Genomic DNA, 24,229 nt, shown 5'->3' on the forward strand with positions numbered 1-24,229 from the left:
TTCAATATAGCTATATGGGTCGTACTTGTAGAGCTCTCACCTCCACCTGAGACGTGTGTCGTCCTGGTCAAGTCATCTACCCGTCCTCGGTGAACTGTTAGTTTATCTTTCACAGCAATAGCATAGAGTCACTAAACTCAATGCAACGAGTATAAAACCAGACGGCCTTTCTAAGTACTTTCTGAAGCATACTTTGACCCCTCAGCATTTTGCGACTAGACTCACCTCATTCCTTTATGAAATTTTTCATCCTCACACTCACCGCTGGTTTACTCTGCAGTTATCTGCTGCGCGCCGATGAAAAAATCAGCCAGCAAGTCCTCACCGAGGAGAAAGAACAAGACACCGAATTCATCCGGGTGCATCGCCGTGAGAATGATCTCAGCCTCCAAACAGCGGTCACTCGCTACACACGAGGAGTCGTCACTGTCGATCTCATTGGCGCCGTCCACATTGCGGATCAAGTTTACTACGAAGCCCTCAATAAGAATTTCAAAAACTACCAAGTCGTCCTTTTTGAAATGATCGGCGGCGAAATGTTAGGTGAAGGCCGGCCAATCCCCCAAACAGCCAAAGGTGAAGGAGCCCTCGGATTCCTCGGCACAGCCTATGAAAAGGCGCAGCAGCTTCTCAAGCTCAGTGGCCAAAAAGACAGAATCGATTACACAGCAGAAAACCTACTTCACGCAGACCTCTCAATCGCGGAGTTCCAAGCACTTCAAGAAGAGCGCAAAGAGTCCATTCTAGGCTTTGCAATTCAACAAGCACTTGTCGCAAACCCCAGTAAGAAACAGCCCAGCTCAGCAGCTCTGCTCATGGCCCTCCTTACGAAAGATGCGAACAAACTCAAGCGCATGATGATGGACACTCTTGGCGATGGTGATAGCAACATGTCAAAAATTGCTGGAGACAATGTCATCATCAACGACCGTAACCAAAAATGTCTCGATGTAATGACCGAGCAAATCCAAGAGGAAAAACAAACCAAAATAGGTATCTTCTACGGTGCCGCACACTTTCCAGATATGGAAAAACGGCTACTCGATCTGGGCTTCGAAAAGACCGAGCAAACCTGGCTAGACGCCTGGGTCGTACCGAACAAGTAGACTTATATCTCCAACCAGCTTCGGCAACCACCGTGGGATTTGCTGTAGGCTAGATCGATAGGCTCTGATAACACTTCAGTTTTGACGTAAGCAACATTGATGCAGCCCGCACTCATTCCCTTGCCTTCCCAATCAAAGCGCTCTCGCAGCAAGTCTTCTGAATAGACGTGTCGCCCCTCCAGCTCTAGCACCTTCTGCCAGTCAGTAACTAGCTCGCATTTCTCAACAGTACAACGATACTTAATGCGAACGAGCTCGCCGAGATCCCACACCTTCTTATTTATCTGAGGCATCCACTGGCGCGCTCCTTCTGTCACTTGCTGTGATTGTTTATGGAATAAGGTTGGGAAGAGATAAAACTCATCATAGATAAACTCGAACCCACCTTTACCCTCGTGAATCCCACCTTTACGGATAATCACATTCTGCACTCCATTACCTAGAGCCTCACATACAGTAATCCATTCTTTGAATGCCACAGCCATGCTCATTTCTACGTCTGGATCTCGGTAGAATCAAGCTAGCAGATCGACCTTGCCGCCAGATTAAGAATACATAACACTAGGTCCTAACATTTAAAACTACCTAGCTATGCAAGAAATCCTCCTAGCCACATTTACAGGCCTCCTCGTTGGAGTCATTTTCTCAGCCCTTAAACTCCCAATCCCTGCTCCCCCAGTGCTCTCGGGCATCATGGGGATTGTAGGCATTTTTCTAGGCTCCCACCTCTATCAGTGGATCATTAAAAGCTTCTTTTCCTAGGCCTATTGGAAATAGACCAGACCTCTGATAAAACATAGACGCCCCGCTGCCGAGAGAAGCTACACTAATCGACAGACAGGACGCTATGCTGACTTCATAAATTATGACTTCTTAAAGTTAACCCCTGGGTCACCTTCGGCACCACCAGCTATTATGAAATTGAGAGTCGAATCTCCCTTCATTTCAATAGCTGCTACGATCTGGCTTTCTTCATCACTAAGAACTAACAATCCGTCATCCATGCTGGCATTACCCTCCATCTTAAATGGCTTTTTGCCGTCATCGAAATTCCAGACAAATTTGTCGTCATCACTGATGGTAAGCACAATCGTACCTGTGGGAGTTTTTGCGGTCCATTTCCCATGAATAGAATCCAATGGTGGTGGATTATACTCCTTCGTTGAATCAGCGGGTAATTCTGAATCATCAGTATCACCGGTCGTCGAATTTTTAGTCAACTGGAGAAGCTGCTGAGCAACTTGGTCACGAGGCTGTAATTGAACACATTTCTCAAATGCCGCTGATGCCTCCTTCAAGTGGCCCTCAGTCATATAGTGGTAGCCTAGTAAGAACTGAGCATCGGCAGCTTTTGGAGACTTCTTCGCATATTCCTCCAGAGCTCTCAGCTGTGATTCATAAGTCGCTGATGACTCGTACTGATCAATCATGGTTTCCCATCCCCAGCCTGGGCTTGAAGAAAGCACAGAATTTAGCACCGATGCCGCATCGGCATATCTCTGCAGAGCGAAAAGACAAAGAGCCCTAAACTCATGCTGTACTGTGTCACCTGGGTCATAGCTAATCGCTTCGTCAGTTTTCTTCAATGCTGTGAGGTAATCCTTCTTTTTAAAGGCAACTCGCGCATCTTCGAAGGCGTCACTAGCTTTTGTCGCAAAACTATCACTCTCCTCTTGGCTCATATCTGAGCGTTGTTCGACAGCCTGCTCAGCAGCCACCGTCACTGGTTCTGAGTAATTAAAGTCACTGCTTTTTCCGCTATCGTTATAGACTACAACAGTCTGGGCTGGATATGGATTATAGTAATTAGAGTATCCACAATCAAAGATCAGATTTCCTAAGCCCCAACCTACGAGCCCCCAAGCGACAGCTCTACCTGCTGGGTAATAGTATGGTCTGTGATGGTATCCGTATCCCCAATGTCCGCCATGCCATGGGTAATAAGATCCTGCGCCCCACCATGGTCTGCCACCCCAATGTTTAGAATCTACGGACCAATTCACATTTCGGTTAAAATTCACATCAACACTGTTTCCAATATTTATATTATTCCCACCACCTGGTCGATGTCCCACACCAGGTCTACTCCCCCAATCTGGGCGGTTTGGCTTGCCTGATCCCGGCGGGCGGCCACTGAGTGGCGGTTTTGCAATTGGCTGACCAACCGAAGGTCTATTTCCTGGTTTCGGTCGATTCACTATATCCCCTCCACCTGGTTGTGAAGGTCTATTGCCAATACTTCCGTTTCCGGGTCTAGTTGAAGGCTTAGCAGCGGGCAGCTGGGATGGTTTACCCTGAATTGGACGGCCATCCAAGCCCACACTAGGCTTAGTATACTTGGTATCCCCGGGCCTAACCGAAGGCCGTGTAGTTGGCTTTGAAACACTTGGGCGCTGAGACGGTTGTACTGATGGTCTCGAAACACTCGGGCGCTGAGACGGCTGCACTGATGGTCTCGAAACACTCGGGCGCTGAGACGGCTGCACTGATGGTCTCGAAACACTCGGGCGCTGAGACGGCTGCACCGACGGCCTCGAAACACTCGGCCGTGAACTCGGCCTGGAACTGGTCATCGGTGAACGCTTTGATGAAGAAGACGATGATGGGCGTTGAACTGAGTGCGCCTTGGAAGGCCTTTGTACAGAACGAGCACCACTAGACCTTTTACCTCCATCTCTTGAGACTCCCCTTGCTTCAAGCATGGGTAAAGTCATCATAGTGAGACTAGACCCTAGCCACAAACTTTGTGTTAAAATACATTTCATTGCCTTCATATTATTCTCCTTTTGGGGTTGTAAATGGCTTTGGCGGCGTCTTGACCAAGCGCATCTCAAAATCTTCTTCTTCTTCACCTGCAACGACACGCTCGGTGAACTTCCAGCGCACTGATCTTCCTACCTCTACTACCACAGATTGCTTGCTCGTAGAGAGCTCTCCTTGCGCATTGACTCCAGAGGCATCCATTGTCCACTCTCCATCGCTCTTCGACCATGTTGACTTTGAGTAACCTCCAAGCGAATCAAAAGACCAAGAAACTAGCTGACCAGCAGCAGCATCCCAACCAATCCGAATAGTGGTGTGCATAGGTTCAGTATCTGGAGAAATATAGCGAGCGTCCCCCACTATCCATGCTCCTGAAGGATCCCATTTAAAATCAACTTTGTAGCTCGAATCATCCCACTTTGAAACCCACTCTCCGACTATTCCGCCGATCTCGTCAAGCGCTTGATTAGCTTCAGAGTCTAACACCTCTCTATTACGACTTTGGATAATCTTCCATGAACCGTCCTGCTGCTTTCCTATAATAGCAGCATAATAGAAAGTAGTCACAATTTCTTCGCCCTCAGAAAAAACAACGGCACCTTCCTCAACTACCAACTCTGGGGTCTCAAAACTGACCGAAGTCGCTTCCAAACCAACTTGCGCTGTAGGATTACTATCAAAAACCCTCGTATAGTACTGCTCAATAGCATCGTACCCAGCAACCTTCACATCCTCGGACAATAAAATCTCACCCTCATCCGCGAATAATCCAGCAATGGCTCCAGCGTCCTTGTCATTGAATGCCTTCACATAAGCTTTAGCGGCACTCTCTAACTGCTCCCACTCTGGATTCTCAGCCATCTCTATGATCTCAACCGATTCCTCGGCAACCTCTTCTGCGTTCAAAGCAGCCGTTAGAGAAAGAGCTACCCCAAAAATGATACATTTCATGCCCTTCCTATTACCGCATGAGACTCATTCGAGCCAGCACTATCTAACCGATCAAAATATTTACCCTCTAAATAGGGGGATTCGCAATCACCCTTTAGGGAAGGATTTAATTAATCTATCTAAATAGGTTAACGCTCAAATCTACTCCTCCAGAAACTAGACTAAGATTATAGAACGTGCCTTCAAGACCGCTCATTACACGATCTATGTTAGTTTACGTCTCGTTCCGCTACCGCAGCTACTATGCCAGAGCTTTCTGAACAATCTCCAAAGCCTGCGCTGACAATGGTAATTTGAGTGCTTCAGCATGCCCCTTCTCACTCATTTTTCCCCAAGTTTTTTGTACAATCTTCACCATTTTCTCCTCATCAGTACCGTCAATAAGGTCATCGAATTGGTGTTCCATAAATGCGAGACACAGCGCATCCTCTAGCGTTTGACATTCAGGGTCTTTACGCAAATTTTTCTTCAGATTAAGATCCTGCACGCGTGTCACCACGGCATCATCGTAGCCGACTTCTCTAAGTATCTCACCAGCCTTCACTGCGTGAAACTTCTTCAAGTCACTGCGCCAAGTAAGGTAGCCCGTGCGATCCATCGTGTAACTCTTACGCGGGATTTCCCAGCGGCAGATATGCTGACAGCGCGACGCTAACAACAGCGCATCAGAAGCTTCAGGATCTAACTTCTCCACCCACTTCGTGTGCTGCTCAGAAAAAAAGAGCTCTTGCGGATAAGACATTCCATCTGCCTCCCATATGCGAGGGTCTAGAGAATTGGCAGCATCAAACTTTTCAAATGCGAGTTCAAACAAGGCTTCTTTTTCCATAGCCCAAGAGTAAGCCTAATATCCATATAAACTCAACTCTTGATACGCACTCCGTCCCTATTCATGAATGCACCTTCAACTAAGATCATTGTATAATAGCTCGAAGATAGTTATCCAGATTTCAGAAATGCTTCGAGCTCTCATACACACTCTCACTCTATGCCTATTATTCACGGTAGGCTGCTCGTCAGAAAACAGTCACTTCACCAGAAGCCAGCGCAAAATACTTTCTGCCACCCGTTGGCAAATTGGTAAAACTACGGCCTATGACCCCAGCTATGTTGCCTTAAAGTACCCTAAAGGCGATCTTCCTATTGAAAAAGGAGTATGCACAGATGTGGTTATCCGGAGTTTACGGAAGGCCAGGCGTATCGATCTACAACAAGTGATATATGAAGACATGTCTGCAAATTTTGATGCCTACCCAAATCTATGGGGACTGACAGAACCTGATCCCAATATTGACCATAGGCGTGTACCTAACTTACAAGTCTATTTTAGAAGACAAGGCTGGGAGTTAAATCTCAAGAAAGTAGCCACAAACTACCAACCTGGAGACATCCTAACCTGCTCTATCGGCGGGGTCACCCCACACATCATGATTGTGAGTGATAGAAAAGGCATTTCAGGCCACTGGGCACTCATCCACAATGTTGGCATCGGCGTCATCGAAAATGATGTACTCTTCAACGAAAAAATCACAGGCCCACTCACCGGACACTACCGCATCCCATAACATGAGCCCCTCTCTCGACATCCTCTACCAAGACGATTTTCTCGTCGCCATCAATAAACCCAGCGGTCTCGTCGCAGTGCCAGGAAAAGGTATTCATGCTGAAGATTCTCTGACCTCCCGAGTGCTAAAGGAATTCCCACAGGCGCCCAACTACCCAGCAGTCCATCGACTTGACATGGACACCTCTGGCATCATGCTCTTTGCTCTAGATGCCGCGAGCTTGAAACACCTCTCCCGCCAATTCGAACAACGCGAAACCCGCAAAGAATACATCGCATTGTTAGAAAGTGAAATTCACGTCAAACAAGGCCACATCGAACTCCCCTTCCGACTCGATCCCGACAACCGCCCTCACCAGATCTACGATCCCGTCCACGGCAAAATGGGCATCACCGATTGGGAGTTATTAGGAAATGAAAATGGCCACGCTCGCATCCTTTTCAAACCCATCACTGGCCGCACCCACCAGCTCCGTGTCCACGCAGCTCACGAGCAAGGACTAGCCTCCCCCATCATTGGCGACACCCTCTACGGATCTGAAACCGAACACGGCAAGCTCAAGCTCCACGCATCAATATTAGAGTTTACCCATCCGTACAGCGGTGAGTGCATCACTCTCAAGTCCTCCCCTCAGTGGTGAGCTATAACCATCCACACCCTTACCCTAAGCGTCAGGCGGGGTTGATAGATTGCTCCTCATCTGAAGTCACAAGCAACCACAGCTAGTGACAGAAATGATCCAACCTAACGGAAAGTCACTTTCACACTCTTCGCGAGGTAGTCGAGGAGAGCTTGGTGCGCTTGATCGACTTCTTTCGCTTTCAGTGTCTTGTCTGCGGAACGATAAGTGAAGCTATAGGCAACAGATTTCTTGTCAGCAGCCAGCTTCTCTCCTGTTGCGTCGGTGAAAACATCGAAACAATGGAAGTCGACTAGAAGCGCTTCGTTGTGCTTCTTGATCGCATTTTCGATCGCAGCATTCTCAAGTGTGATCGGTGCTTCCATCGCGGCATCACGACTAGAGCCAGGGAACTGTGGAAGCGGATCTACCTTTTCAACACCAGTAGCAAGTTGCTGAAGCTTCGAGAGATCGAGCTCAGCCACGTAGACTGGATTGTTGGCATCAATTTCACGACAGCGCGCTGGAGTGAGCTGAGCAAAGGCACCGATAGGTTTACCATCAGCCAGAACGTCAGCAGCGAGGATGAAGCCCTCACGCTTGCGTTCCTTGAGCTGAACAACCGCTTTTGGAAGTGCAGCAGCGATCACCGCCTTGAGGTCGTAGAGATCAGCAATGGCTGGAACCTTGTTCGCCCAGTTGAGTGGTGCGTCTGTTCCTGAAATAAGTAGGGAAAGTGACTCAGCTTCCAAATCCTTCGCCTTGCCACCGCCAGCATTGCGGAACTGTTTGCCCATTTCGAAGAAGCGAAGTGACTTACGTCCTTGGCGGATATTACGCGCAGCGACTGCAACGAGGCCTGGCACGAGGCTCGGGCGCATCACAGCGTGATCTTCAGAAAGTGGCAGAGCTACTTTAACGAGGTCACCATCCATCAGCGGACGCTGTGGGAGAGCATCGCACATCTGCGCCACCATGTTGTCGTTAGAGTGCTCAGCAATCAGCTTGATTGTTTGTGTCTCGTAGAAACCCAGTGCAGCCAGCTGCTGTTTGAGCTGAAGTTGGTAATCGTAGGCTTTATCGACATCGCTTTCGTCCACGTAAGCTCCGACGAAGCGGCTTTCGACATTATCGAGACCATGCACACGTGCGATTTCTTCCACGAGGTCGATATGACGCTGAAGGTCGAGACGGTAGCTTGGGATTTCCCATAGATTATCAGCTCCTTCGGTGAGACCGAGCTTGGTAAGAATATCTTTCGCAGCATCGAGTGTGATAGACCCACCCATGAGCTGCTCGAGCTTAGCAATGTTTAGAGTCACTGGCTGCGTGAGTACAGGCGCTTCGCCGGCAACTTCAGTAGCTCCTTCGATGGAGCCTCCAGCAATTTCCACAATCAACTTAGCAGCGAGCGCTGCTGCGTTAAGCACGGCTTGCGGGTCGGAACCACGTTCAAAACGGTAAGAAGAATCCGAGCTCAGTGTAGTACGGCGTGAGCTGCGGCGAATGAAGGAAGGTGTGAAATACGCCGACTCGAGAATGACATCAGTCGTTCCCTCAGAAACTCCTGAATGAGCACCGCCCATGATACCTGCAAGCGCGAGCGCATTCCCAGCAGCGTCAGAGATCAGAAGATCCTCGGAGTTGAGCTCCACTTCACCACCGTCGAGAGCAGCGAACTTCTCCCCATCCGCTGCGAGGCGAATATCGAGCGACCCCTCTACCTTAGCCGCATCAAATGCGTGGAGCGGATGACCGAGTTCGTGGAGCACAAAGTTCGTGATATCCACCACGTTATTGATCGGGCGGAGACCGATTGCCTCAAGCTTTGTTTTGAGCCACGCTGGGCTCTCGGTGACTTTGACACCAGAAATTTTAGTCGCAGTATAGAGCGGGCAACGCTCTTCTGCAGAGATCTTCACGGCAGCAGTCGCGGTAGTCGTTTCGAGAACTGGCTGATCAAATGGCTTACGTGCTTTTCCAGTCAGAGCGGAAAGCTCACGCGCCATTCCATTGTGACTGAGAAGGTCGGGACGGTTCGGAGTTATTTCCACTTCGATGATCGTGTCGGACTCGAACATCTCCACGAGTGGCTTACCTATCTCAGCATCCGCAGGAAGAATCATTAATCCATCTTCTTCGTCAACAAGACCAATCTCACCAGCTCCAGCTAGCATCCCCTTAGACTCGACTCCACGCATTTTAGTCTCACCAATGGTGAAATCACCAAGGCTCGCACCAGGAAGACAACAAGGAACTTTATCGCCGACCTTATAATTTTTCGCACCGCAAACAATCTGACGTAGCTCTCCTTCGCCAGCATCAACCTTCGTCACCTTTAGCTTATCGGCATCTGGATGCGGCACAGCCTCCACAATCTGGGCGACCACGATTTTATCTGATGGAACACCAGTCTGAGAAGTCCCCTCTACTTCCACACCTGCAAAAGTGAGAAGATCATCGAGTTGTTCGAGACTGTGATCGCTAAGGTCGAGGTGGTCGTTGAGCCAATTGAAAGATACGTTCATGAGACAATACTTCGCTAGGCGAAGCGGTGTTAAGATTGATGTGTTAGGAGTCAGGTTCCTGCACGATGAAATCACCGCCAATGAACCCGAAACTTGATGCGCTTTCACTGAAGGAAATCGCCCCAAATGTCAATCATTCTGCGGCTATCCCTCCTTCATCTAAAATACAAAGTATCTGACCCTTGAACGCGGGGAATCGTGGAGACAGAGAGATCTCAAGTAATTATTCCCAAATATACTAAGAAATAAAAGTAAGCGAAGAGTGTTCTTACCCAGTGATGAAGAAAATATTAGTACCTTTAAATATCCTCGCTGGTCTTGCTCTTGTACGCTTTACTGTTTCAAAATTTGCCGCTTGGCCGATCTCCGTTGCAGCCTTTGAGGATATGGCAAAACCAATAGGACTCGACCCCACATTCTTTAGGATTTCCACTGGCTTTGTGATCGGCTTTGCCTCACTCAGCTTTTTCATCAATGCGGTGCTCTTATTAACGAATAAGATTCAGACGCCCCCCTATCGCAACCTCTTCTGCACTAATATCCTCTACGCCACGGGAGCGATGAGTGGCGCTCTTCTCGCTGAATTCTTTTTGCGCTCACACGCGGCCTGGCCACTAGTTTATATAGCAATTTCTATCCTAATCATCACGGCAATGAATGCTATCGCCTCACTTAGAAAATGCGGATGCTAGCGACTGGGGGCACAACGCCCCTGTAAACTTTATCTCAGCGGTAAAACCGCCTATACTTTGTCTAGCTCAGCGCACACAAGATCAAATCGCTTTTCTACGGTCGGCAATAAATCTGGGTGAGGGCATTCAGACTGAATAAAAATCCCGAGTTCCTCCCGGCTAATAATTTTCTCCGCTATCATACCGGCGACAAAATCGATGTCCTTTTTCCTTCCCGCTTCGGTCTTATTATAAGCCAAATCTAGAGGAGCCAGGCAATACCCAGTAATCCCATCTACCTTGAACTGTACGCAGCGCTCCAACCAGCCTGCTGGCTGTGAGAGCATCGTCCAGTCACCCACACGCTCGACATAAAAGTCATGGTTAAATTCGAACTGGCTCGCTTGACCGACCATATCATCTCCGCTCTTAAATGTCTCAGTCTTCAATTTCCTCAAGGGAAACATATCGATGTCAGAGGAGAGACGTAAATAGCCAGGCGCCTCTGGATGTGAGGCTAAAATAGACGCAGACCCAACGACAACAAATCGTTTACGGTCGTACGCTTCTGCTGCGGCTCTCAATGCGATACTTAGATCTTCTTCAAATAATTCACGCTGTGTGCTCATCTGCTCACTTTCGTTGGTTTAATATACAATCAGCAGATGCCGTGCCACTGTGACACCCCCAGCTGATAGCCCCTAACTAAAGCAAAAATTCATTAAAGAGAGAAAAATCCTGTGTCGATTTCTTCAGACGATTTCAAAAATCAACTCAAACTAAAGGGAGCACATGCTCTGAGTTGATCGGTATCGTGGGAGGTGTCACGTAACAAGCTGGCGATACATTCAGCAGTTTGGGTAGATAAGATGGTTTCCCATTCTTGGTAAATAGCTCGGGCAGGGCAGTTTGGCTTGGCTAATTGAGACCGCACCTTTTGCATCCCTAGTGCCATCAGCTCTGGCTCATGCTCGACTCTATCGGCTAGTCTTTCTTGAATACGCATTTGTCGATGCAGCATACGTTCTACGCCTGCAGCCTTTCTCGACAAGATATCTTGAATAATTACACTACTAGCCATGAACAGCTAATATAAGAAAAAACCTAAGACCTGTAAAGCTCCAGATTAAAAAAGCCCAACTTCTCATGAATACCTTTTTACACAGCTTTTACATTACACAGTCATAGCAGCCCCATACTGGAGCTGTTATGAAAATAAAAATACTCCTCAGCCTAAGCCTAGCCTTCTTCATTAATGCAGAAGCTAAAACGATCTCTCCACCAGAAGATCCTCAGCCGAGCATCCAAATCGCTCTCCTTCTCGACACATCGAGCAGCATGTCAGGACTGATAAACCAAGCGAAGACGCAGCTCTGGAAAGTAGTCAACGGCTTCACCGACGCGGAGTGTGATGGCATGAACCCCCATGTAGAAGTGGCCCTTTACGAGTATGGCAACAACGCACTTTCCGTTGAGACGAATTACATCCGACTCGTTCAGCCCTTCACCCGCGACCTCGACGAAGTCAGCAAAAAGTTATTTTCACTCACGACCGGTGGTGGAGAAGAATACTGTGGAGCTACCATCCAGCGCGCTCTAGCCGACCTCCAATGGAACTCCCACCCTAAAGCATATAAAACAATCTTCATCGCAGGAAATGAGCCATTCACTCAAGGCCCAGTTAATGCGCACAAAGCCTGCAGAGACGGAATGCAAAAAGGCATCCTAGTAAATACGATTCACTGTGGAACGCGTGAGGAAGGAATAGTAGGTCAATGGAATGATGGAGCAGCACTAGCAGGAGGGCAGTACCTCACCATCAATAAAGACAAGGCTGTAAACCATATCAAAGCTCCGCAAGATGCAAAAATATCAGACCTCAATAAGAAACTTAATGACACCTATATCCCCTATGGCGTCCACGGTGAAAGCGGAAAGCTCAAACAATTAGAAGCAGACAGCCATGCAGAAGCCTACGCCTCTTCAGGTGCGGCACTCCAGCGATCTAACACAAAAATCACCCAGAATTACTGTAATTCAGCTTGGGATCTCGTCGACGCAGTGGAACACAACCAGCTCAAGCCAGAAACTCTAACCAAGCAACAACTCCCAGAAGAATTTAGAGATCTCAATGACGCACAGCTCAACGCTAAGATCAAAGAGATCACCGACAAGCGCTCAGAAATCCAGACTTCTATCAAGCAACTTAATGCGCAGCGCCTTACCTACATTTCTAAAAATCAGGCAAAAAAAAAGGACGGCGAACAAGCCACACTAGATCAAGCCATCGTCCAGACAACCCGCCAGCAAGCCCAGAAACTAGGCTACCAATTCACTAAGAAGTAATCGCTCCCAGCTAAGCCTCAGTAGACCCACAATTCTGATGGGACTTGGCTCTAAGAGATGCTATCCCTCACTAAACACGTAACTCGTAAACCCCACCGCTCAGCCAGTGCAGACTCCTACCATTCTCGTCATAGAAGACGACACCGCTATTAGAAATGGGGTCGTCGACATACTCCAATACGCTGGTTACCAGACGATCGAAGCCGCCGATGGGCACCAAGGAATGAAGGCAGCACTCGAGTGCAGCTACAATCTCTTGTTACTCGATGTAGTAATGCCCGGCCCCTCAGGCTTTGACATTCTTGAAGCTCTAAGAAAAAAAAGACCTGGCCAAGCAGTCATCATGCTCACCGCTAGAGGGGAAGAAAGGGATCGTATCCACGGCCTCACTCACGGAGCAGACGACTACGTAGTCAAACCTTTCAGCATGAAGGAACTTCTCGCCCGCGTGGACGCGGTACTGCGCCGGAGTTGCGAACGCGTTCAAAACAACCAAACAGTTCAGCTCAGTCACGCCACCATAGACTTCAAGCACAGTAAAATTCTATTTCCCTCAGAGGAAGAAACTCACCTATCAGAAAAAGAAGCGCAGCTGCTCCAATATTTCACGCAATCTGAGAACCGTATCGTCTCCAAAGCAGAGCTACTTCAGCACGTCTGGGGGCTTCAACCACAGCACACAGAGACGCGCACAGTCGACGTACACATCATGAATCTGCGACAGAAACTACGCGACTCCCAGCAACAACTCATCACTACGGCGCGCGGAAAAGGCTACCAGTTTCACCCCAACGCCCAGCTATGAAACCCAATCGCACAATGATCATTTGGGCGCCCCTTGCCATCTGCGCCCTTGCCGTCATCACCGGTATGGGCTGGCTCACGTACCGAAGCATAGAGCATCAAAAAATCAGCGCTCGAGCCAAAGCAGATCAACTCTACGCCGAAGCTCGAGCAGATATAGAAGAGCGCACTCGCCTCTCACTTTGGAGACTAGACGCCTATGCTGCAGGCCTACTTCTCGCTGAAAATCAAATCCCAGTCGATTCCTACCTCAGCACTCGTATCGATGGAATCTACCAAAGCGCGATCCAGTGCCGTTTTGAAGTAAATGGCAGCTCGCAGATCACAGTAGGAGCCAGCAATCTCCCCGCAGGAATTAACGCCCAAGAACAGCTCATTGCAGCCCTCCCCACACAGATCTCATTCTGCACTTCTGCACATACTTCACCGCCCCAGAAGGCAACCGAAGAGTCTATCCCAACCGCATGGAAAAGCGGATCCAAGTACGAAGTCGATAACTACCAAGTAGCACAAAACGTCAACGAGAAGACTGCTCGCTCCAAAGCATTTCAAACCAATAACAGTATCGCTGTAGACAATTCACAAAAGCTTCAAGTGAGACAGGCCGACAGCGCGTTCGCCCCGAACTCTATCAGCCCATTCGAATCACTCTGGCATAACCATGAGCTCTTCCTCTGGCGCTCCATCCGCTACGCTAACAAACAGGCGAATCAAGGGGCATGGCTCGATCACCAAGCCCTATCCACAGCGATGCTATCGGAAATCAAAGAACTCCTCCCCAAAGCCGAACTCACCCCCACCTCTCCACAGCTAAAGGCAGAGAACCCGCTCGCTCTAGTGTCTCTTCCTTTCCTGCTCGTCACTAACGAGACCACCCCTCATATTAGCGAGCTTAGTACTCAGTTAGACACCTCACTATGGATCGCATGGGCAGGAGCTCTTGTCGCCCTCGTTGCTGGTGCTATTCTGATCAGAGGTATTCTCCGCCTCAGTGCGCGTCGCGCCTCCTTCGTTTCGGCCGTCACCCACGAGCTCCGCACACCACTCACCACCTTTAAGCTCTACACAGACATCCTTCAAAATAAGGCACACAAACCAGAAAAAAGTGGGGAATACCTCAAGGTGCTCTCTCGTGAATCTGACCGACTCACGCACCTCGTTGAAAATGTTCTAATCTTCTCACAAATCGAACGCGGCAGCGCAAGCGCGCAACTCGTCACTGGCGATGCCTTAGAGCTAGTATCCCCCATGCGCCCTCGTTTCCGAGAGCGCTTAGACTCTGCAGGACTGGAACTCCAAACTCATTACCCAGCCGCCTTCACTCCCTCTATAGATACCAGCAAACTCGAGCACATCCTCTTCAACCTCATTGATAATGCCGCCAAGTACGCTCCCTCTTCAGAGCCTCCGCACGTGCATCTAGAGCTCAAGGAGTCTAAAAACACGTGGCAAATCACCGTGCGCGACCACGGCCCAGGAATCCCAAAAGCAGAGAGGAAGAAAATCTTCCAGGCGTTTCATAAATCAGCGGACAAAGCTGCTGAAACCCAACCCGGTGTCGGACTAGGGCTAGCGCTGTCGCTGCGATTAGCCCAGTCTATGCAAAGTAAACTGAGCTACCAAGATTCACCAGATGGCGGATCTTCCTTCACATTGGAAATACCTCGATAAACGAGGCTCCCCGATTAGGCGAACTGCTTAAGGAAACGAGTATCGTTATCGATAAGAAGACGGATGTCTTTAATCCCCCACTGAATCATCGCGAGACGGTCAAGGCCCATGCCGAAGGCAAAACCTGTCACCTTCTCAGGATCAAAAAGGTCATCCCCACGCTGCTCAGCAAGTGAAGTAAACACAGCTGGATCGACCATACCACAACCTGCGACTTCGATCCATTTTGGCGCCTCGCCCTTCACGTGAAGTTTCACATCGATCTCGAAGCTCGGCTCAGTGAATGGGAAAAAGTGTGGGCGGAAACGTACTTCAGTTTCATTCCCGAAAAGTGCTCGAAGGAAATACTCAAGCGTTCCCTTGAGATCTCCAAGCTTCACATCTTCAGCCACGAACAAACCTTCGAGCTGGTTGAAAACTGAAAGGTGAGTCGCATCTATCTCGTCACGACGGTAAGCGGAACCTGGTGCGATAATGCGCACTGGTGGAGTCGCCTTTTCCATAGTGCGGATCTGCACAGATGAAGTATGCGTGCGGAGAAGCTTTCCGCTGTCGAAATAGAAAGTATCCTTTTCGTTGCGTGCTGGATGATCATCCGGCGTATTCAGGGCATCGAAACAATGGTATTCAGTCTCGATCTCTGGGCCATCAGCAAGAGCAAAGCCCATACGGCGAAGAATCTGAATAGCGCGATCCTTGATTAAAGTAAGCGGGTGCAGTCCACCTTCGAGTAACTCGCGCGGCGGAAGTGTGAGATCGATCCCGTCCACTGACTTCTTGTCAGCTTCCTCTTGGAGTGAGGCAAGCTTAGAATCGATTGCAGAAGTGATCGCCTGACGCGCCACATTCAGCGCCTGACCATACGCAGGCTTCTCCTCGTTCGGCAGATCCTTCATCGCGGCAGAGGCTGCAGTGAGGCGACCTTTCTTACCGAGAAATGCGACACGAGCCTCATCCAGAGTCTTCTGATCAGAGGCGGCTTCTATGGCGCTGAGAGCGTCAACTTGGATTGTTTCGAGTTCCTGCTTCATGGACGGCAAAGCCGTGCCATAAATCCCCCGCTCTGTCCAATGGTTTTAACTCCACAGCCAACGCGCCTACAGCACTATCAACTATTGCACTAAGAATAGAACAAACAAGCCATTCGGAAAAACCAAATGGCTGAGAGTAAAACATTTCTCGTGAGCTTTAACTCTCACTCACGAGTAACTTAGATAACTAAAACTAAAGAAAGCTATTGAGCTCTTCTGAAGACTTACTCTCGATCAGCTCAGGCGCTACAGCCTTAAAGTTCTCAAAGTGTGGGGTCAGCTTGTGCGCATCGAGATGCTCAGCAGTCTCCCAGATTTCGATGAGGAAAAACTCACCGAGTGCAGTCTTCTGCTGGTAAAGATCGTACACCACACAGCCAGCTTCCGGCTTAGAACCTAGCACCATGCCCTTGAGTACATTTTCGAGCTCGGATTCTTTGCCTGCTTTTGCCGTAAGATTGATTTTCTTTGTGATCATGCTCTTCATCTACCATCGAGCCCACTCGATGCAAAGCCAGACTTTAGACATTAGACACTTTAAAGAACGTAAGACTACCGCGAAGTGTCCAATGTCGAATGCCTCCTCTAGGCAATGCGTATTCACACGGTCTACCTCACAAAAAAACAGCCACTTGGTAAAACCAAGTGGCTGCTTATAAGATTTGTTTCGTGAATACGAACGCTTGCTAATTAAACAGCGTGCTTCTTCGCGAGAGCTTCTTTAGCCTGCTCAACGATAACGTTGAATGAAGCGATGTCGTTTACTGCAAGATCAGCAAGGATCTTACGGTCGACTTCGATTGCAGCGGCTTTGAGGCCTTCTGTGAAACGTGAGTAAGTGATTCCCTGTGCACGGGAAGCAGCGGAGATACGCTGGATCCAGAGACGGCGGAATGTGCCCTTACGTTTCTTACGGTCACGGTATTCATATTGACGCGCCTTGATGACGGCGTCCTTCGCATAGCGGTATAATTTGGAACGGAAACCACGGAAACCCTTCGCACGTAATAATACGCGTTTGCGACGGGCGCGGCTTGCCGGACTGTTTGTTGCTCTTGGCATTTTCTTTTCCTTTGTTGATCAAACTGTTTCTTATAATTACTCCCGTAGTCTCGTTTGATCGCATCCTCACAATGTGAGACTGGCTACGTGGAGTTCCTCTCGATTCGCGAGAGGGCGAGTCTGTGCTCGCGTTTCTAGTTCACCGGTATGGGCCTAGTGGAATGGAAGCGATGCTTTCACTCTCTTGATATCTGCGGGCGAAACAAGTGCAGCTTTTCCGAGGAAACGCTTACGCTTACGATTCTTCTTTTGAAGAATGTGGCGCTTACCTTGTTTACGGCGAAGAATCTTGCCTGTACCTGTGACTTTGAAGCGCTTAGCTACGGACTTACGTGTCTTCGCTTTACCTGCTTTTCTGGCCATGGGACGCGCACCCTAGTCAGAACCCACCCTTTTACAAGGGGAATTTTGCTATTTCACGTAAATTTATAATGCATTTGGCCTAACGCCCCTCAAATCTTCTTCGGCACGGCCAAATTCTAGGAGCTCACCTAGAACTACCCCACCCCTAGAAACACTACTTTCCCGGAAGAGTTTTTCACTAATCCGTGGAAAACCACCTATTCTATGGTAGTAGAGTCACCTATGCTAAAATTACTCACCGTACTCTTCACCGTCTGCCTTTTCCAATTTGCTTCCGCAGAAGCGCCTCTCCGCCATGTAGTCATTTTTAAATTCAAGGACGACGTCAAGCCTGAGCAAATCACTGCGATTGAACAACAATTCGTAGACCTCAAAGGAAAAATTGAATCCATTGAAGATCTAGAATGGGGCACTAACACCAGACCTGAAGCAAAAGAAGAAGGCTTTACTCATTGCTTCTTCGTGACCTTTAAAAACCAGGAAGACCTCGATAAATATTCGCCGCATCCTGAGCACCAGAAATTCGTCGCGAACTTTAAGCCCGTCTTGGATAAACTTCTCGTCATCGATTACTACGCTAAATAATAACGATCATGTTCATCGAAGACAAAGACATCATCGCCGAGCCAGCAGACATGGGGCTCAATGAGTTCTTCTCCCATCATCTCCTCAAGCAAGGCGCACCGTCCAAGGACATCCTCCTCATTCGTGGTACTATTAAGCCAGGCTTCGGTCACGATTTCCATTACCACCAAGATCGAGAAGAATTTCTCTACATTCTCAGTGGTTCTATCGAACAATGGATAGGAGAAGAAAAACGCTTCCTCGGACCGGGTGAGGTCGTCTACATCCCAGCGGGAGTCATCCACGGCTCTTATAATGTAGGAGACGAAGACGCTCAGCTCCTCGCTATTTTCAACAACAAGGACGCAGATGCCGAGATCGCGACAGATGTTTCAAACCAAGAGCCCTGGGCATCCATTAGAGAATAGCCAGCATTACTACGAGCCCCCTGCTTATGGCGAGTGCTATGTAGAGTAGAGTCACGTACCACCAACTCTCGACGAACATTATCAGATCAAAAAACATCAGATGTGATAACCTCCTCCAAAACAAGAAAGCCATCAAACTCCCCTCATTTTATACCTGTATAAAATGTCATGCATGTGCTAACTCTTCAACATGAGTCAGCCACCATCAGAAGCTCCACGCAACTGGACATTTCTCACGAACCACTCACATATCCTACTCTGCTTAAGCCAGGACCCTTCTCTGCGTATCCGTGATCTCGCCGAGCATGTTGGTATTACAGAGCGTGCAGTACAGAGGATACTAGCCGAAATGGTTGATGCTGGCGCCCTCATCAAGCAGCGCGAAGGACGACGTAACAACTACACAGTCAATCTCAACTTCCATCTACGCCACCCACTAGAGTCACATGTTAAAATCTGCGATTTACTCGCACCCTTAAAAACATGACATTTATTTCATGTTTTTATTTACATGACTAAATTATCCGCTTAAGAGCTCGCGTGACAACCAACCACGCACCATGGAACTAGCTCTACAAAATCTAATATCACCTATCGTTCTCTGCTTTGTACTCGGAGCCATCGCCCGCTGGGTGAAGAGTGACTTCGAACTACCAGATGCAGTTTATCAGAGTCTCTCCATCTATCTCCTACTCGCCATCGGCTTCAAAGGAGGGATAGCAGTCTCGCTTTCGAGCTTCTCAGAATTACTCTGGCCAGCAGCACTAACTCTCGCTCTGGGAATCATCACCCCGCTCTCCGCCTTTTTTCTGATGCGAAAGGTCGGCAAACTCAGCAAGACCGACGCAGCAGCCACGGCCGCCCACTACGGGTCGGTCTCCGCAGTCACCTTCCTAGCTTCGATTGAGGCGGCAAAGGCCTTTGGGCTCGAGCCTGAAGGCTATCTAGCCGCGCTCGTTGCAATCTTAGAAGTCCCAGGAATCATCATCGGTCTCATCCTTGCGCGTAGCAGTGGTAGCGGAAACTTAGGCAAAGCCGTTCACGATGTCCTAGCTGGTAAAAGCATCTTCCTACTCGTCGGAGGTTTAATCATCGGAACCGTCTGCGGTGCAGATAAAATGCAATCAGTCGCCCCACTCTTCATAGATCCATTCAAAGGTGTGCTCTGCATCTTCTTACTCGAACTAGGCACTGTGGCAGCAGGAAGAATGAGAGACATGCGTAAAGCTGGATGGAAACTCATCTTCCTGGGCTGCGCCCTCCCAGTGATTCACGGCACCCTAGGAACTGTCGCAGCGTGCATGATCGGCATGAGCCCCGGTGGAGCAGCTGTACTCGGAGCCATGGTAGGTAGCGCATCCTACATCGCTGCCCCTGCCGCGGTCAGGATTGCTCTACCAGAAGCAAGCCCGGGGATATACCTCACACTAGCTCTTGGCATCACCTTCCCCTTCAATCTACTCTTCGGAATCCCTCTCTTCCTTAAAATCGCAACCTTCTGTAGCTAAAAAAATATGAAACTAAAAAAAATCACCATCATCGGCGAACGCTTGCTCAAAGAACAGCTCATTGAACTCATCAAATCTCACGGCGCCACTGGATACACACTCACGGCCTGTGAAGGTGAAGGCTCACGCGGCGTGAACGCGTCCGATTGGGAAGGCCGTAACGTACAGATAGAGACTATTGTTAGCCCCGAAAATGCTGATGCTATCTTAGAAGCTGTCTGCACCAAGTACACGGACCATTATGCAGTCATCGCCTACCACAGTGATGTCACCGTAATGCGCAAAGATAAATTCTAGAGAACTAACTCATGCTTGTAGTCAGCCACCTCCTCTTAAAATTCTTATCGATTAAGAGAAAAAGACACACTCCTAGTAAGTCTCACACAACGGACAAACCACCAGCTTAGAGGAAGCCCTTCGCCAGCTGGCGCGCATCTGCGTCAGCTGCGATCAACTCATCGATCGACTTCCCTGGCTTCACCTCGTGAGCATCCATTGTCTGCTCAACAACGCGCCAAATATCCGTGAAGCCAATCTTCTGCTCGATGAAAGCATCTACCGCCACTTCATTAGCTGCATTATAAACCGCGGGCAAAGTACCTCCTTCGGTACCAGCACGAACAGCTAGATCGATCGCTGGGAAGACATCGCGTCTCGCAGCTTCGAACTCTAACTTACCAAGTTGGGCAAAATTCAATGGCTTTAGTCCATTGCTCACCCGCTCAGGGTAAGTTACCGCATACTGAATAGGGAAACACATATCCGTAGTGCTCAACTGCGCCAGCACACTACTATCTGCAAATTCGACCATCGAGTGAACGATACTCTGAGGATGCACAATCACATCCACGCGATCCATCTCCACACCGAACAACCAACGAGCCTCGATCATTTCCAAGCCTTTGTTAAACAACGTCGCGGAATCGATCGTAATCTTGCGCCCCATTACCCATGTCGGATGCTTCAGCGCTTGCTCTAACTTTACATCTTTTAACTTCTCAGCCTCCCAGGTCCGAAACGGTCCACCGGAAGCAGTGAGAATCAGACGGCTAATCTCCTTCTGACCACCATCGTGGCCTTCGAGACATTGGAAAATGGCATTGTGCTCAGAATCAACGGGAAGAACCTTTACTCCCTTTCGCTCTGCAGCGGCCATCACTAGCTCGCCTGCCATTACTAAAATTTCCTTACTCGCCACCGCGAGCTCCTTGCCAGCTTCGATCGCTGCAAGAGCCGGATGCAAACCAGCCGTCCCGACAATGGCGACTAGCACCATGTCAGCGCCTTCTAGCTCAGCGAGCTTCACTAAGCCTTCCAAGCCGACATACACATGCACATCGCTATCCACTGCAGCACGTAGCTCGGCTTCCTTTTTAGGATTATAAATCGCTACATGCTTCGCCCCAGTTTCGCGCGTTTGCCGCGCCAGAGCCTCCACACTATTCGCCGCTGCTAGACCGACAATCTCCATCCGTTCAGGAATCTCAGCCGCTACCTTGAGCGTACTCGTACCTATCGACCCCGTAGAGCCTAACAAAACCACTTTCTTTCGCTTCATCGTCAATTTTCTTTAAACCACCCAACAAAGATAAAAATACAACGCAGGCGCTGTGAAACACAGGCTATCGATCAAGTCGAGAGCACCACCAATCCCAGGGAGGGTATTCCCACTATCCTTCACTTCGAGACTGCGCTTGATCACCGACTCAGCCAGATCGCCAACCACAGTGAGCAGTGAGAGAACCACACTCAACACCACCACATGCGTCCAACCACCTAAATTTTGGAGCGAATCATAACCAATAGCATAGACAGCACAGCCGACTGCCACAGCCCAGACTATCGCCCCAAAGAACCCCTGCCATGTCTTCCCTGGGGAAATATGGGGAATCATCTTGTGCTTTCCGATCAAGGAACCCGTACAATAGGCGCCGATATCAGTGAACTTTGTCACACAGATCAGCCAAAGCATTAACATAGCCCCCGGCACACCATGGAAAAATTCAGGTACTGTCTCAGCGGCAGGCACGAATAATAAACGACCAATGAAACTAAAAAGAAAAGGTACATAGAGGAAACTTAATACAGTGCTAGCCACCGCGATGAGAGGCTTTTTGCCCTCAATCGGCTCACGTAACTGAACAATAAAACTCACTAGCACTACCAGAGCAACCGCAGTCCCATCGACAAATGCTAAGGTCTGAAGAGCATCACTCCCATGTGACGCTAACATCGATGCTACCGTGAGTGTGTAAAGGATGGCAATAGTGCGCCCCCATTTCTGTTGGCATGGTAACCCACTGATCGAAAACATTCGAAAAAGCTCATGGCTTGCTGCAATAGACAGAAAACTCACTAGGGCTAAATACGCCCAAGGATTCATGCTCACAAAAGTACCGCCCACAATTGCTATCAGCAACAGAGTACTGAATAAGCGGGCGCCGAATACTTGAGCCTTAGATTTTGCTTCACTCATGCGTCACTGCATCCAAGCTAGCGCGCACCCTTTTGGCAATGAGATTTCCAACATTTCCAGCGATTGTGTATTCACAAATTCCAACATTAGCTTAGTCTCACACCAGTGACTCGACTCCTTCAACACGAGCTAGTGAAGCTCTTCCTCTTTATTGCCCTCAGTTTTCTCGGGGCAGCATTGCTAGCACCACACCTCTACGGGTGGGGAAAGGACCTCGCAGCTGAAGCCGCAGTAAGTGACTTATCCTCACCTATGGAATGGCTAGCAAACAAGTGCGAACGCGCGAAGTTCTCCCGCTACTTCAACCGCGCATTAATGGCCTGCGCCCTCATTCTGCTCTACCCACTCATCCGGAGTCTTCGCAGCAAAGGCGAAACATCAGTCAAAGCACCATTCCTTCAGCGCATCCATCCAGGCAAACAAGGCTGGAAAGACATCGGCATGGGCCTGCTCTTCTCAGCAGGCTTCCTGACACTACTCGTCATAACCCTCTACCAACTCGGATGGACGGAAATCGACCCCAAGTTCTCGCTAGGAAAAGCGATCCAAAAAGCCATCATTCCCGCAATCATCGTATCCCTGTTAGAGGAATGGCTTTTCCGTGGCGTGCTCTATGATGTCCTCATGCGTAAACTGAATGCAGCACAAACCATCATAGGCCTCTCGCTCTTCTTCGCCGCAGTCCACTTCCTCTCACCACCAAAAGGCGTTTCCGTCACAGATCCGCGCCACCTCCTCGCTGGTTTTGAAATGCTCGGTCTCATCGGCCAAAAATTCCTCACCGCATCTAGCTTCTTCGGCGTCTTCCTCACCCTCTTCGTCGTCGGTGCTACCCTCGCATACACCCGACTAAAGACTGGCAAACTCTGGATCGCCATCGGACTTCATACAGGTTGGATATTTGCTCTAAAATTTACGAACAGGCTCACCGACTCTACAGGTGAAGCTCCCGCTCTACTCTATAACGACAGCATCATGGACGGCATCTTGCCACTCCTCACTCTCGTGCTAACAGCTCTGTGTCTCGTGTTTTATCTACGTCCTCGAAAATTAAGCCCCTCCTAAACAAGGCGCTCGATTATCTCTACCCACCTTCCTGCCACCATTGCTCGGTAAGCACCAGCAATGGCCGCTATCTTTGCGACCCATGCTTCAGGGAGTCCGCTTTGATAGAAGACCCCTTCTGCCAACAATGTGGCGAAATGTTTGATGGCAAAATCTCCAAGATGGTTCTCTGCCCGAATTGCCACAATCTCGATTTCTCCTTTGATTTCGCCCGAGCAGCTCTGCGTAACACCAATCAAAATCACCAGCTCATCATCGATCTGAAATACTTGAAACAATTCTACCTAGCGACAGAGTTGGCTCGTTATTCCGCGAACACATTTTTCTCCGACCCTCGCTTCGCCAACCTCCCAACCCCACTCCTCGTCCCTGTCCCGCTCCATTGGCGGCGCAACTGGCAACGCGGATTTAATCAAGCTGAGGAAATCACCCGAGCACTGTCCAAACTCATTCAGGTTCCAAATAAAAAGGTCCTCAAACGGACTCGAAACACCCAAACCCAGACGAAGTTAGACCGTAAGCATCGGCTAAAAAACCTACAAAATGCCTTCACCGCAAGACGTATCCCAGAGCATTTCCGATCAGTCATTCTCATCGATGACGTCTTCACCACAGGCTCCACCGCAGAAGCCTGCGCCAGCACTCTGAGAAAACACGCACCTCAGCTTGAAAACATTGTTGTACTCACAGCACTCCGTGGCTAGTCTC

28 protein-coding genes and 1 pseudogene are annotated in these 24,229 nt (G+C 49.1%); 16 read left to right on the plus strand and 13 right to left on the minus strand.

The genetic code is table 11. The features are described from left to right. The first annotated feature begins 236 nt into the window (after nt 1-236). Nucleotides 237-1,106 carry a hypothetical protein gene (locus tag ACSHX2_RS04600; protein WP_435691043.1) on the plus strand — a complete coding sequence of 290 codons (870 nt, stop codon included), beginning with the start codon at nt 237-239 and terminating at the stop codon, nt 1,104-1,106. 2 nt (nt 1,107-1,108) lie between these two features. Here ACSHX2_RS04600 and ACSHX2_RS04605 read toward each other — a convergent pair whose 3' ends face one another. After that, a complete protein-coding gene (locus tag ACSHX2_RS04605; protein ID WP_435691045.1) occupies nt 1,109-1,591 on the minus strand; it encodes a DUF1802 family protein in 483 nt (160 codons plus the stop codon). 106 nt (nt 1,592-1,697) lie between these two features. Here ACSHX2_RS04605 and ACSHX2_RS04610 point away from each other — a divergent pair, with 106 nt between their 5' ends. After that, nucleotides 1,698-1,868 carry a XapX domain-containing protein gene (locus ACSHX2_RS04610; RefSeq protein ID WP_435691047.1) on the plus strand — a complete coding sequence of 57 codons (171 nt, stop codon included), beginning with the start codon at nt 1,698-1,700 and terminating at the stop codon, nt 1,866-1,868. A 101-nt stretch (nt 1,869-1,969) separates the two neighbouring features. Here ACSHX2_RS04610 and ACSHX2_RS04615 read toward each other — a convergent pair whose 3' ends face one another. From ACSHX2_RS04615 to ACSHX2_RS04625, 3 genes are all read right to left on the minus strand, one after another. Continuing rightward, complete coding sequence (locus tag ACSHX2_RS04615) at nt 1,970-3,304, minus strand: tetratricopeptide repeat protein (RefSeq protein WP_435691049.1); 1,335 nt, start codon at nt 3,302-3,304, stop codon at nt 1,970-1,972. Nucleotides 3,305-3,881: 577 nt separating this feature from the next. Further along, nucleotides 3,882-4,820: a YybH family protein gene (locus ACSHX2_RS04620; protein ID WP_435691051.1), complete on the minus strand. Its 939-nt coding sequence runs from the start codon at nt 4,818-4,820 to the stop codon at nt 3,882-3,884. Between the two features lie 241 nt (nt 4,821-5,061). Continuing rightward, nucleotides 5,062-5,649, minus strand: a complete 588-nt coding sequence (locus ACSHX2_RS04625; RefSeq protein WP_435691053.1) for a DUF4202 domain-containing protein — start codon at nt 5,647-5,649, stop codon at nt 5,062-5,064. Nucleotides 5,650-5,776: 127 nt separating this feature from the next. Here ACSHX2_RS04625 and ACSHX2_RS04630 point away from each other — a divergent pair, with 127 nt between their 5' ends. After that, nucleotides 5,777-6,385 carry a DUF1287 domain-containing protein gene (locus tag ACSHX2_RS04630; protein ID WP_435691055.1) on the plus strand — a complete coding sequence of 203 codons (609 nt, stop codon included), beginning with the start codon at nt 5,777-5,779 and terminating at the stop codon, nt 6,383-6,385. A gap of 1 nt (nt 6,386) precedes the next feature. Then, complete coding sequence (locus ACSHX2_RS04635; RefSeq protein WP_435691057.1) at nt 6,387-7,025, plus strand: RluA family pseudouridine synthase; 639 nt, start codon at nt 6,387-6,389, stop codon at nt 7,023-7,025. 104 nt (nt 7,026-7,129) lie between these two features. On the opposite strand, the gene pheT is transcribed toward ACSHX2_RS04635, so the two are convergent. Further along, nucleotides 7,130-9,532 carry a phenylalanine--tRNA ligase subunit beta gene (gene pheT / locus ACSHX2_RS04640; protein ID WP_435691059.1) on the minus strand — a complete coding sequence of 801 codons (2,403 nt, stop codon included), beginning with the start codon at nt 9,530-9,532 and terminating at the stop codon, nt 7,130-7,132. A 278-nt stretch (nt 9,533-9,810) separates the two neighbouring features. On the opposite strand from pheT, the gene ACSHX2_RS04645 reads away from it, so the two are divergent. Further along, the gene (locus ACSHX2_RS04645) at nt 9,811-10,224 is read left to right on the plus strand and encodes a hypothetical protein (RefSeq protein ID WP_435691061.1); all 414 of its coding nucleotides are present in this window, start codon (nt 9,811-9,813) and stop codon (nt 10,222-10,224) included. 50 nt (nt 10,225-10,274) lie between these two features. Here the strand turns inward: ACSHX2_RS04645 and ACSHX2_RS04650 are convergent, their stop codons facing one another. Next, on the minus strand, nt 10,275-10,832 hold the full coding sequence (locus ACSHX2_RS04650) for a DUF6036 family nucleotidyltransferase (protein ID WP_435691062.1): 558 nt from the start codon (nt 10,830-10,832) through the stop codon (nt 10,275-10,277). Nucleotides 10,833-10,972: 140 nt separating this feature from the next. Beyond that, nucleotides 10,973-11,284 (minus strand): hypothetical protein, encoded by a 312-nt coding sequence (locus ACSHX2_RS04655; protein WP_435691064.1) that lies wholly within the window; start codon nt 11,282-11,284, stop codon nt 10,973-10,975. A gap of 128 nt (nt 11,285-11,412) precedes the next feature. Between ACSHX2_RS04655 and ACSHX2_RS04660 the strand changes: the two genes are divergently transcribed. The 3 genes from ACSHX2_RS04660 to ACSHX2_RS04670 all read left to right on the plus strand — a co-directional run bounded on the left by ACSHX2_RS04660 (nt 11,413) and on the right by ACSHX2_RS04670 (nt 15,024). Then, on the plus strand, nt 11,413-12,549 hold the full coding sequence (locus tag ACSHX2_RS04660; RefSeq protein WP_435691066.1) for a vWA domain-containing protein: 1,137 nt from the start codon (nt 11,413-11,415) through the stop codon (nt 12,547-12,549). A 106-nt stretch (nt 12,550-12,655) separates the two neighbouring features. Continuing rightward, a complete protein-coding gene (locus ACSHX2_RS04665) occupies nt 12,656-13,354 on the plus strand; it encodes a response regulator transcription factor (protein ID WP_435691068.1) in 699 nt (232 codons plus the stop codon). Beyond that, a complete protein-coding gene (locus ACSHX2_RS04670) occupies nt 13,351-15,024 on the plus strand; it encodes a sensor histidine kinase (protein ID WP_435691070.1) in 1,674 nt (557 codons plus the stop codon). Before ACSHX2_RS04665 ends, ACSHX2_RS04670 begins: the two co-directional genes overlap by 4 nt. Before the next feature lie 14 nt (nt 15,025-15,038). Here ACSHX2_RS04670 and pheS read toward each other — a convergent pair whose 3' ends face one another. The 4 genes from pheS to rpmI form a co-directional block, all read right to left on the minus strand. Beyond that, complete coding sequence (gene pheS / locus ACSHX2_RS04675) at nt 15,039-16,055, minus strand: phenylalanine--tRNA ligase subunit alpha (protein ID WP_435691072.1); 1,017 nt, start codon at nt 16,053-16,055, stop codon at nt 15,039-15,041. Nucleotides 16,056-16,248: 193 nt separating this feature from the next. Continuing rightward, a complete protein-coding gene (locus ACSHX2_RS04680) occupies nt 16,249-16,542 on the minus strand; it encodes a putative quinol monooxygenase (RefSeq protein WP_435691074.1) in 294 nt (97 codons plus the stop codon). A gap of 203 nt (nt 16,543-16,745) precedes the next feature. Further along, entirely contained in the window at nt 16,746-17,117 is a 372-nt protein-coding gene (gene rplT, locus ACSHX2_RS04685) for a 50S ribosomal protein L20 (RefSeq protein WP_435691076.1), read from the minus strand. A 153-nt stretch (nt 17,118-17,270) separates the two neighbouring features. Beyond that, complete coding sequence (gene rpmI, locus ACSHX2_RS04690; RefSeq protein WP_435691078.1) at nt 17,271-17,480, minus strand: 50S ribosomal protein L35; 210 nt, start codon at nt 17,478-17,480, stop codon at nt 17,271-17,273. A gap of 222 nt (nt 17,481-17,702) precedes the next feature. Here rpmI and ACSHX2_RS04695 point away from each other — a divergent pair, with 222 nt between their 5' ends. From ACSHX2_RS04695 to ACSHX2_RS04715, 5 genes are all read left to right on the plus strand, one after another. Beyond that, entirely contained in the window at nt 17,703-18,065 is a 363-nt protein-coding gene (locus ACSHX2_RS04695) for a Dabb family protein (protein ID WP_435691080.1), read from the plus strand. Between the two features lie 8 nt (nt 18,066-18,073). After that, nucleotides 18,074-18,472, plus strand: coding sequence for a cupin domain-containing protein (locus tag ACSHX2_RS04700; RefSeq protein WP_435691082.1), 399 nt, complete (start codon nt 18,074-18,076; stop codon nt 18,470-18,472). Nucleotides 18,473-18,662: 190 nt separating this feature from the next. Next, nucleotides 18,663-18,959, plus strand: a complete 297-nt coding sequence (locus ACSHX2_RS04705) for a helix-turn-helix transcriptional regulator (protein ID WP_435691083.1) — start codon at nt 18,663-18,665, stop codon at nt 18,957-18,959. 73 nt (nt 18,960-19,032) lie between these two features. Next, nucleotides 19,033-19,980, plus strand: coding sequence for a sodium-dependent bicarbonate transport family permease (locus tag ACSHX2_RS04710; protein ID WP_435691085.1), 948 nt, complete (start codon nt 19,033-19,035; stop codon nt 19,978-19,980). Between the two features lie 6 nt (nt 19,981-19,986). Further along, the gene (locus ACSHX2_RS04715) at nt 19,987-20,277 is read left to right on the plus strand and encodes a P-II family nitrogen regulator (protein WP_435691087.1); all 291 of its coding nucleotides are present in this window, start codon (nt 19,987-19,989) and stop codon (nt 20,275-20,277) included. A 106-nt stretch (nt 20,278-20,383) separates the two neighbouring features. Here the strand turns inward: ACSHX2_RS04715 and ACSHX2_RS04720 are convergent, their stop codons facing one another. Beyond that, nucleotides 20,384-21,538, minus strand: coding sequence for a 1-deoxy-D-xylulose-5-phosphate reductoisomerase (locus ACSHX2_RS04720; RefSeq protein WP_435691089.1), 1,155 nt, complete (start codon nt 21,536-21,538; stop codon nt 20,384-20,386). 12 nt (nt 21,539-21,550) lie between these two features. After that, nucleotides 21,551-22,456 (minus strand): CDP-archaeol synthase, encoded by a 906-nt coding sequence (locus tag ACSHX2_RS04725; protein ID WP_435691091.1) that lies wholly within the window; start codon nt 22,454-22,456, stop codon nt 21,551-21,553. 105 nt (nt 22,457-22,561) lie between these two features. Between ACSHX2_RS04725 and ACSHX2_RS04730 the strand changes: the two genes are divergently transcribed. The 3 genes and pseudogenes from ACSHX2_RS04730 (at nt 22,562) to ACSHX2_RS04740 (ending at nt 24,225) form a co-directional block, all read left to right on the plus strand. Further along, on the plus strand, nt 22,562-23,521 hold the full coding sequence (locus tag ACSHX2_RS04730; protein WP_435691093.1) for a lysostaphin resistance A-like protein: 960 nt from the start codon (nt 22,562-22,564) through the stop codon (nt 23,519-23,521). Then, nucleotides 23,476-23,643 (plus strand): annotated as a pseudogene (locus tag ACSHX2_RS04735) (double zinc ribbon domain-containing protein); the annotation flags it as partial. The gene ACSHX2_RS04730 and the pseudogene ACSHX2_RS04735, both read left to right, overlap by 46 nt. Nucleotides 23,644-23,790: 147 nt before the next feature. After that, nucleotides 23,791-24,225 carry a ComF family protein gene (locus ACSHX2_RS04740; protein ID WP_435691339.1) on the plus strand — a complete coding sequence of 145 codons (435 nt, stop codon included), beginning with the start codon at nt 23,791-23,793 and terminating at the stop codon, nt 24,223-24,225. Nucleotides 24,226-24,229: the final 4 nt, after the last annotated feature.

It is taken from the genome of Rubritalea sp. (genome assembly GCF_051252225.1).
Taxonomy (GTDB): domain Bacteria; phylum Verrucomicrobiota; class Verrucomicrobiia; order Verrucomicrobiales; family Akkermansiaceae; genus Rubritalea.

What these genes read in the sequence shown, in the direction of transcription:
- ACSHX2_RS04650 (WP_435691062.1), bottom strand. Translation starts at nt 10,832, where the DNA reads ATGAGCACACAGCGTGAATTATTTGAAGAAGATCTAAGTATCGCATTG.
- ACSHX2_RS04670 (WP_435691070.1), top strand. Translation starts at nt 13,351, where the DNA reads ATGAAACCCAATCGCACAATGATCATTTGGGCGCCCCTTGCCATCTGC.
- ACSHX2_RS04700 (WP_435691082.1), top strand. Translation starts at nt 18,074, where the DNA reads ATGTTCATCGAAGACAAAGACATCATCGCCGAGCCAGCAGACATGGGG.
- ACSHX2_RS04605 (WP_435691045.1), bottom strand. Translation starts at nt 1,591, where the DNA reads ATGGCTGTGGCATTCAAAGAATGGATTACTGTATGTGAGGCTCTAGGT.
- ACSHX2_RS04655 (WP_435691064.1), bottom strand. Translation starts at nt 11,284, where the DNA reads ATGGCTAGTAGTGTAATTATTCAAGATATCTTGTCGAGAAAGGCTGCA.
- ACSHX2_RS04705 (WP_435691083.1), top strand. Translation starts at nt 18,663, where the DNA reads ATGAGTCAGCCACCATCAGAAGCTCCACGCAACTGGACATTTCTCACG.
- ACSHX2_RS04645 (WP_435691061.1), top strand. Translation starts at nt 9,811, where the DNA reads ATGAAGAAAATATTAGTACCTTTAAATATCCTCGCTGGTCTTGCTCTT.
- pheT (WP_435691059.1), bottom strand. Translation starts at nt 9,532, where the DNA reads ATGAACGTATCTTTCAATTGGCTCAACGACCACCTCGACCTTAGCGAT.
- pheS (WP_435691072.1), bottom strand. Translation starts at nt 16,055, where the DNA reads ATGAAGCAGGAACTCGAAACAATCCAAGTTGACGCTCTCAGCGCCATA.
- ACSHX2_RS04610 (WP_435691047.1), top strand. Translation starts at nt 1,698, where the DNA reads ATGCAAGAAATCCTCCTAGCCACATTTACAGGCCTCCTCGTTGGAGTC.
- ACSHX2_RS04710 (WP_435691085.1), top strand. Translation starts at nt 19,033, where the DNA reads ATGGAACTAGCTCTACAAAATCTAATATCACCTATCGTTCTCTGCTTT.
- ACSHX2_RS04680 (WP_435691074.1), bottom strand. Translation starts at nt 16,542, where the DNA reads ATGAAGAGCATGATCACAAAGAAAATCAATCTTACGGCAAAAGCAGGC.
- ACSHX2_RS04715 (WP_435691087.1), top strand. Translation starts at nt 19,987, where the DNA reads ATGAAACTAAAAAAAATCACCATCATCGGCGAACGCTTGCTCAAAGAA.
- rplT (WP_435691076.1), bottom strand. Translation starts at nt 17,117, where the DNA reads ATGCCAAGAGCAACAAACAGTCCGGCAAGCCGCGCCCGTCGCAAACGC.
- ACSHX2_RS04635 (WP_435691057.1), top strand. Translation starts at nt 6,387, where the DNA reads ATGAGCCCCTCTCTCGACATCCTCTACCAAGACGATTTTCTCGTCGCC.
- ACSHX2_RS04620 (WP_435691051.1), bottom strand. Translation starts at nt 4,820, where the DNA reads ATGAAATGTATCATTTTTGGGGTAGCTCTTTCTCTAACGGCTGCTTTG.
- ACSHX2_RS04660 (WP_435691066.1), top strand. Translation starts at nt 11,413, where the DNA reads ATGAAAATAAAAATACTCCTCAGCCTAAGCCTAGCCTTCTTCATTAAT.
- ACSHX2_RS04630 (WP_435691055.1), top strand. Translation starts at nt 5,777, where the DNA reads ATGCTTCGAGCTCTCATACACACTCTCACTCTATGCCTATTATTCACG.
- rpmI (WP_435691078.1), bottom strand. Translation starts at nt 17,480, where the DNA reads ATGGCCAGAAAAGCAGGTAAAGCGAAGACACGTAAGTCCGTAGCTAAG.
- ACSHX2_RS04720 (WP_435691089.1), bottom strand. Translation starts at nt 21,538, where the DNA reads ATGAAGCGAAAGAAAGTGGTTTTGTTAGGCTCTACGGGGTCGATAGGT.
- ACSHX2_RS04725 (WP_435691091.1), bottom strand. Translation starts at nt 22,456, where the DNA reads ATGAGTGAAGCAAAATCTAAGGCTCAAGTATTCGGCGCCCGCTTATTC.
- ACSHX2_RS04600 (WP_435691043.1), top strand. Translation starts at nt 237, where the DNA reads ATGAAATTTTTCATCCTCACACTCACCGCTGGTTTACTCTGCAGTTAT.
- ACSHX2_RS04625 (WP_435691053.1), bottom strand. Translation starts at nt 5,649, where the DNA reads ATGGAAAAAGAAGCCTTGTTTGAACTCGCATTTGAAAAGTTTGATGCT.
- ACSHX2_RS04695 (WP_435691080.1), top strand. Translation starts at nt 17,703, where the DNA reads ATGCTAAAATTACTCACCGTACTCTTCACCGTCTGCCTTTTCCAATTT.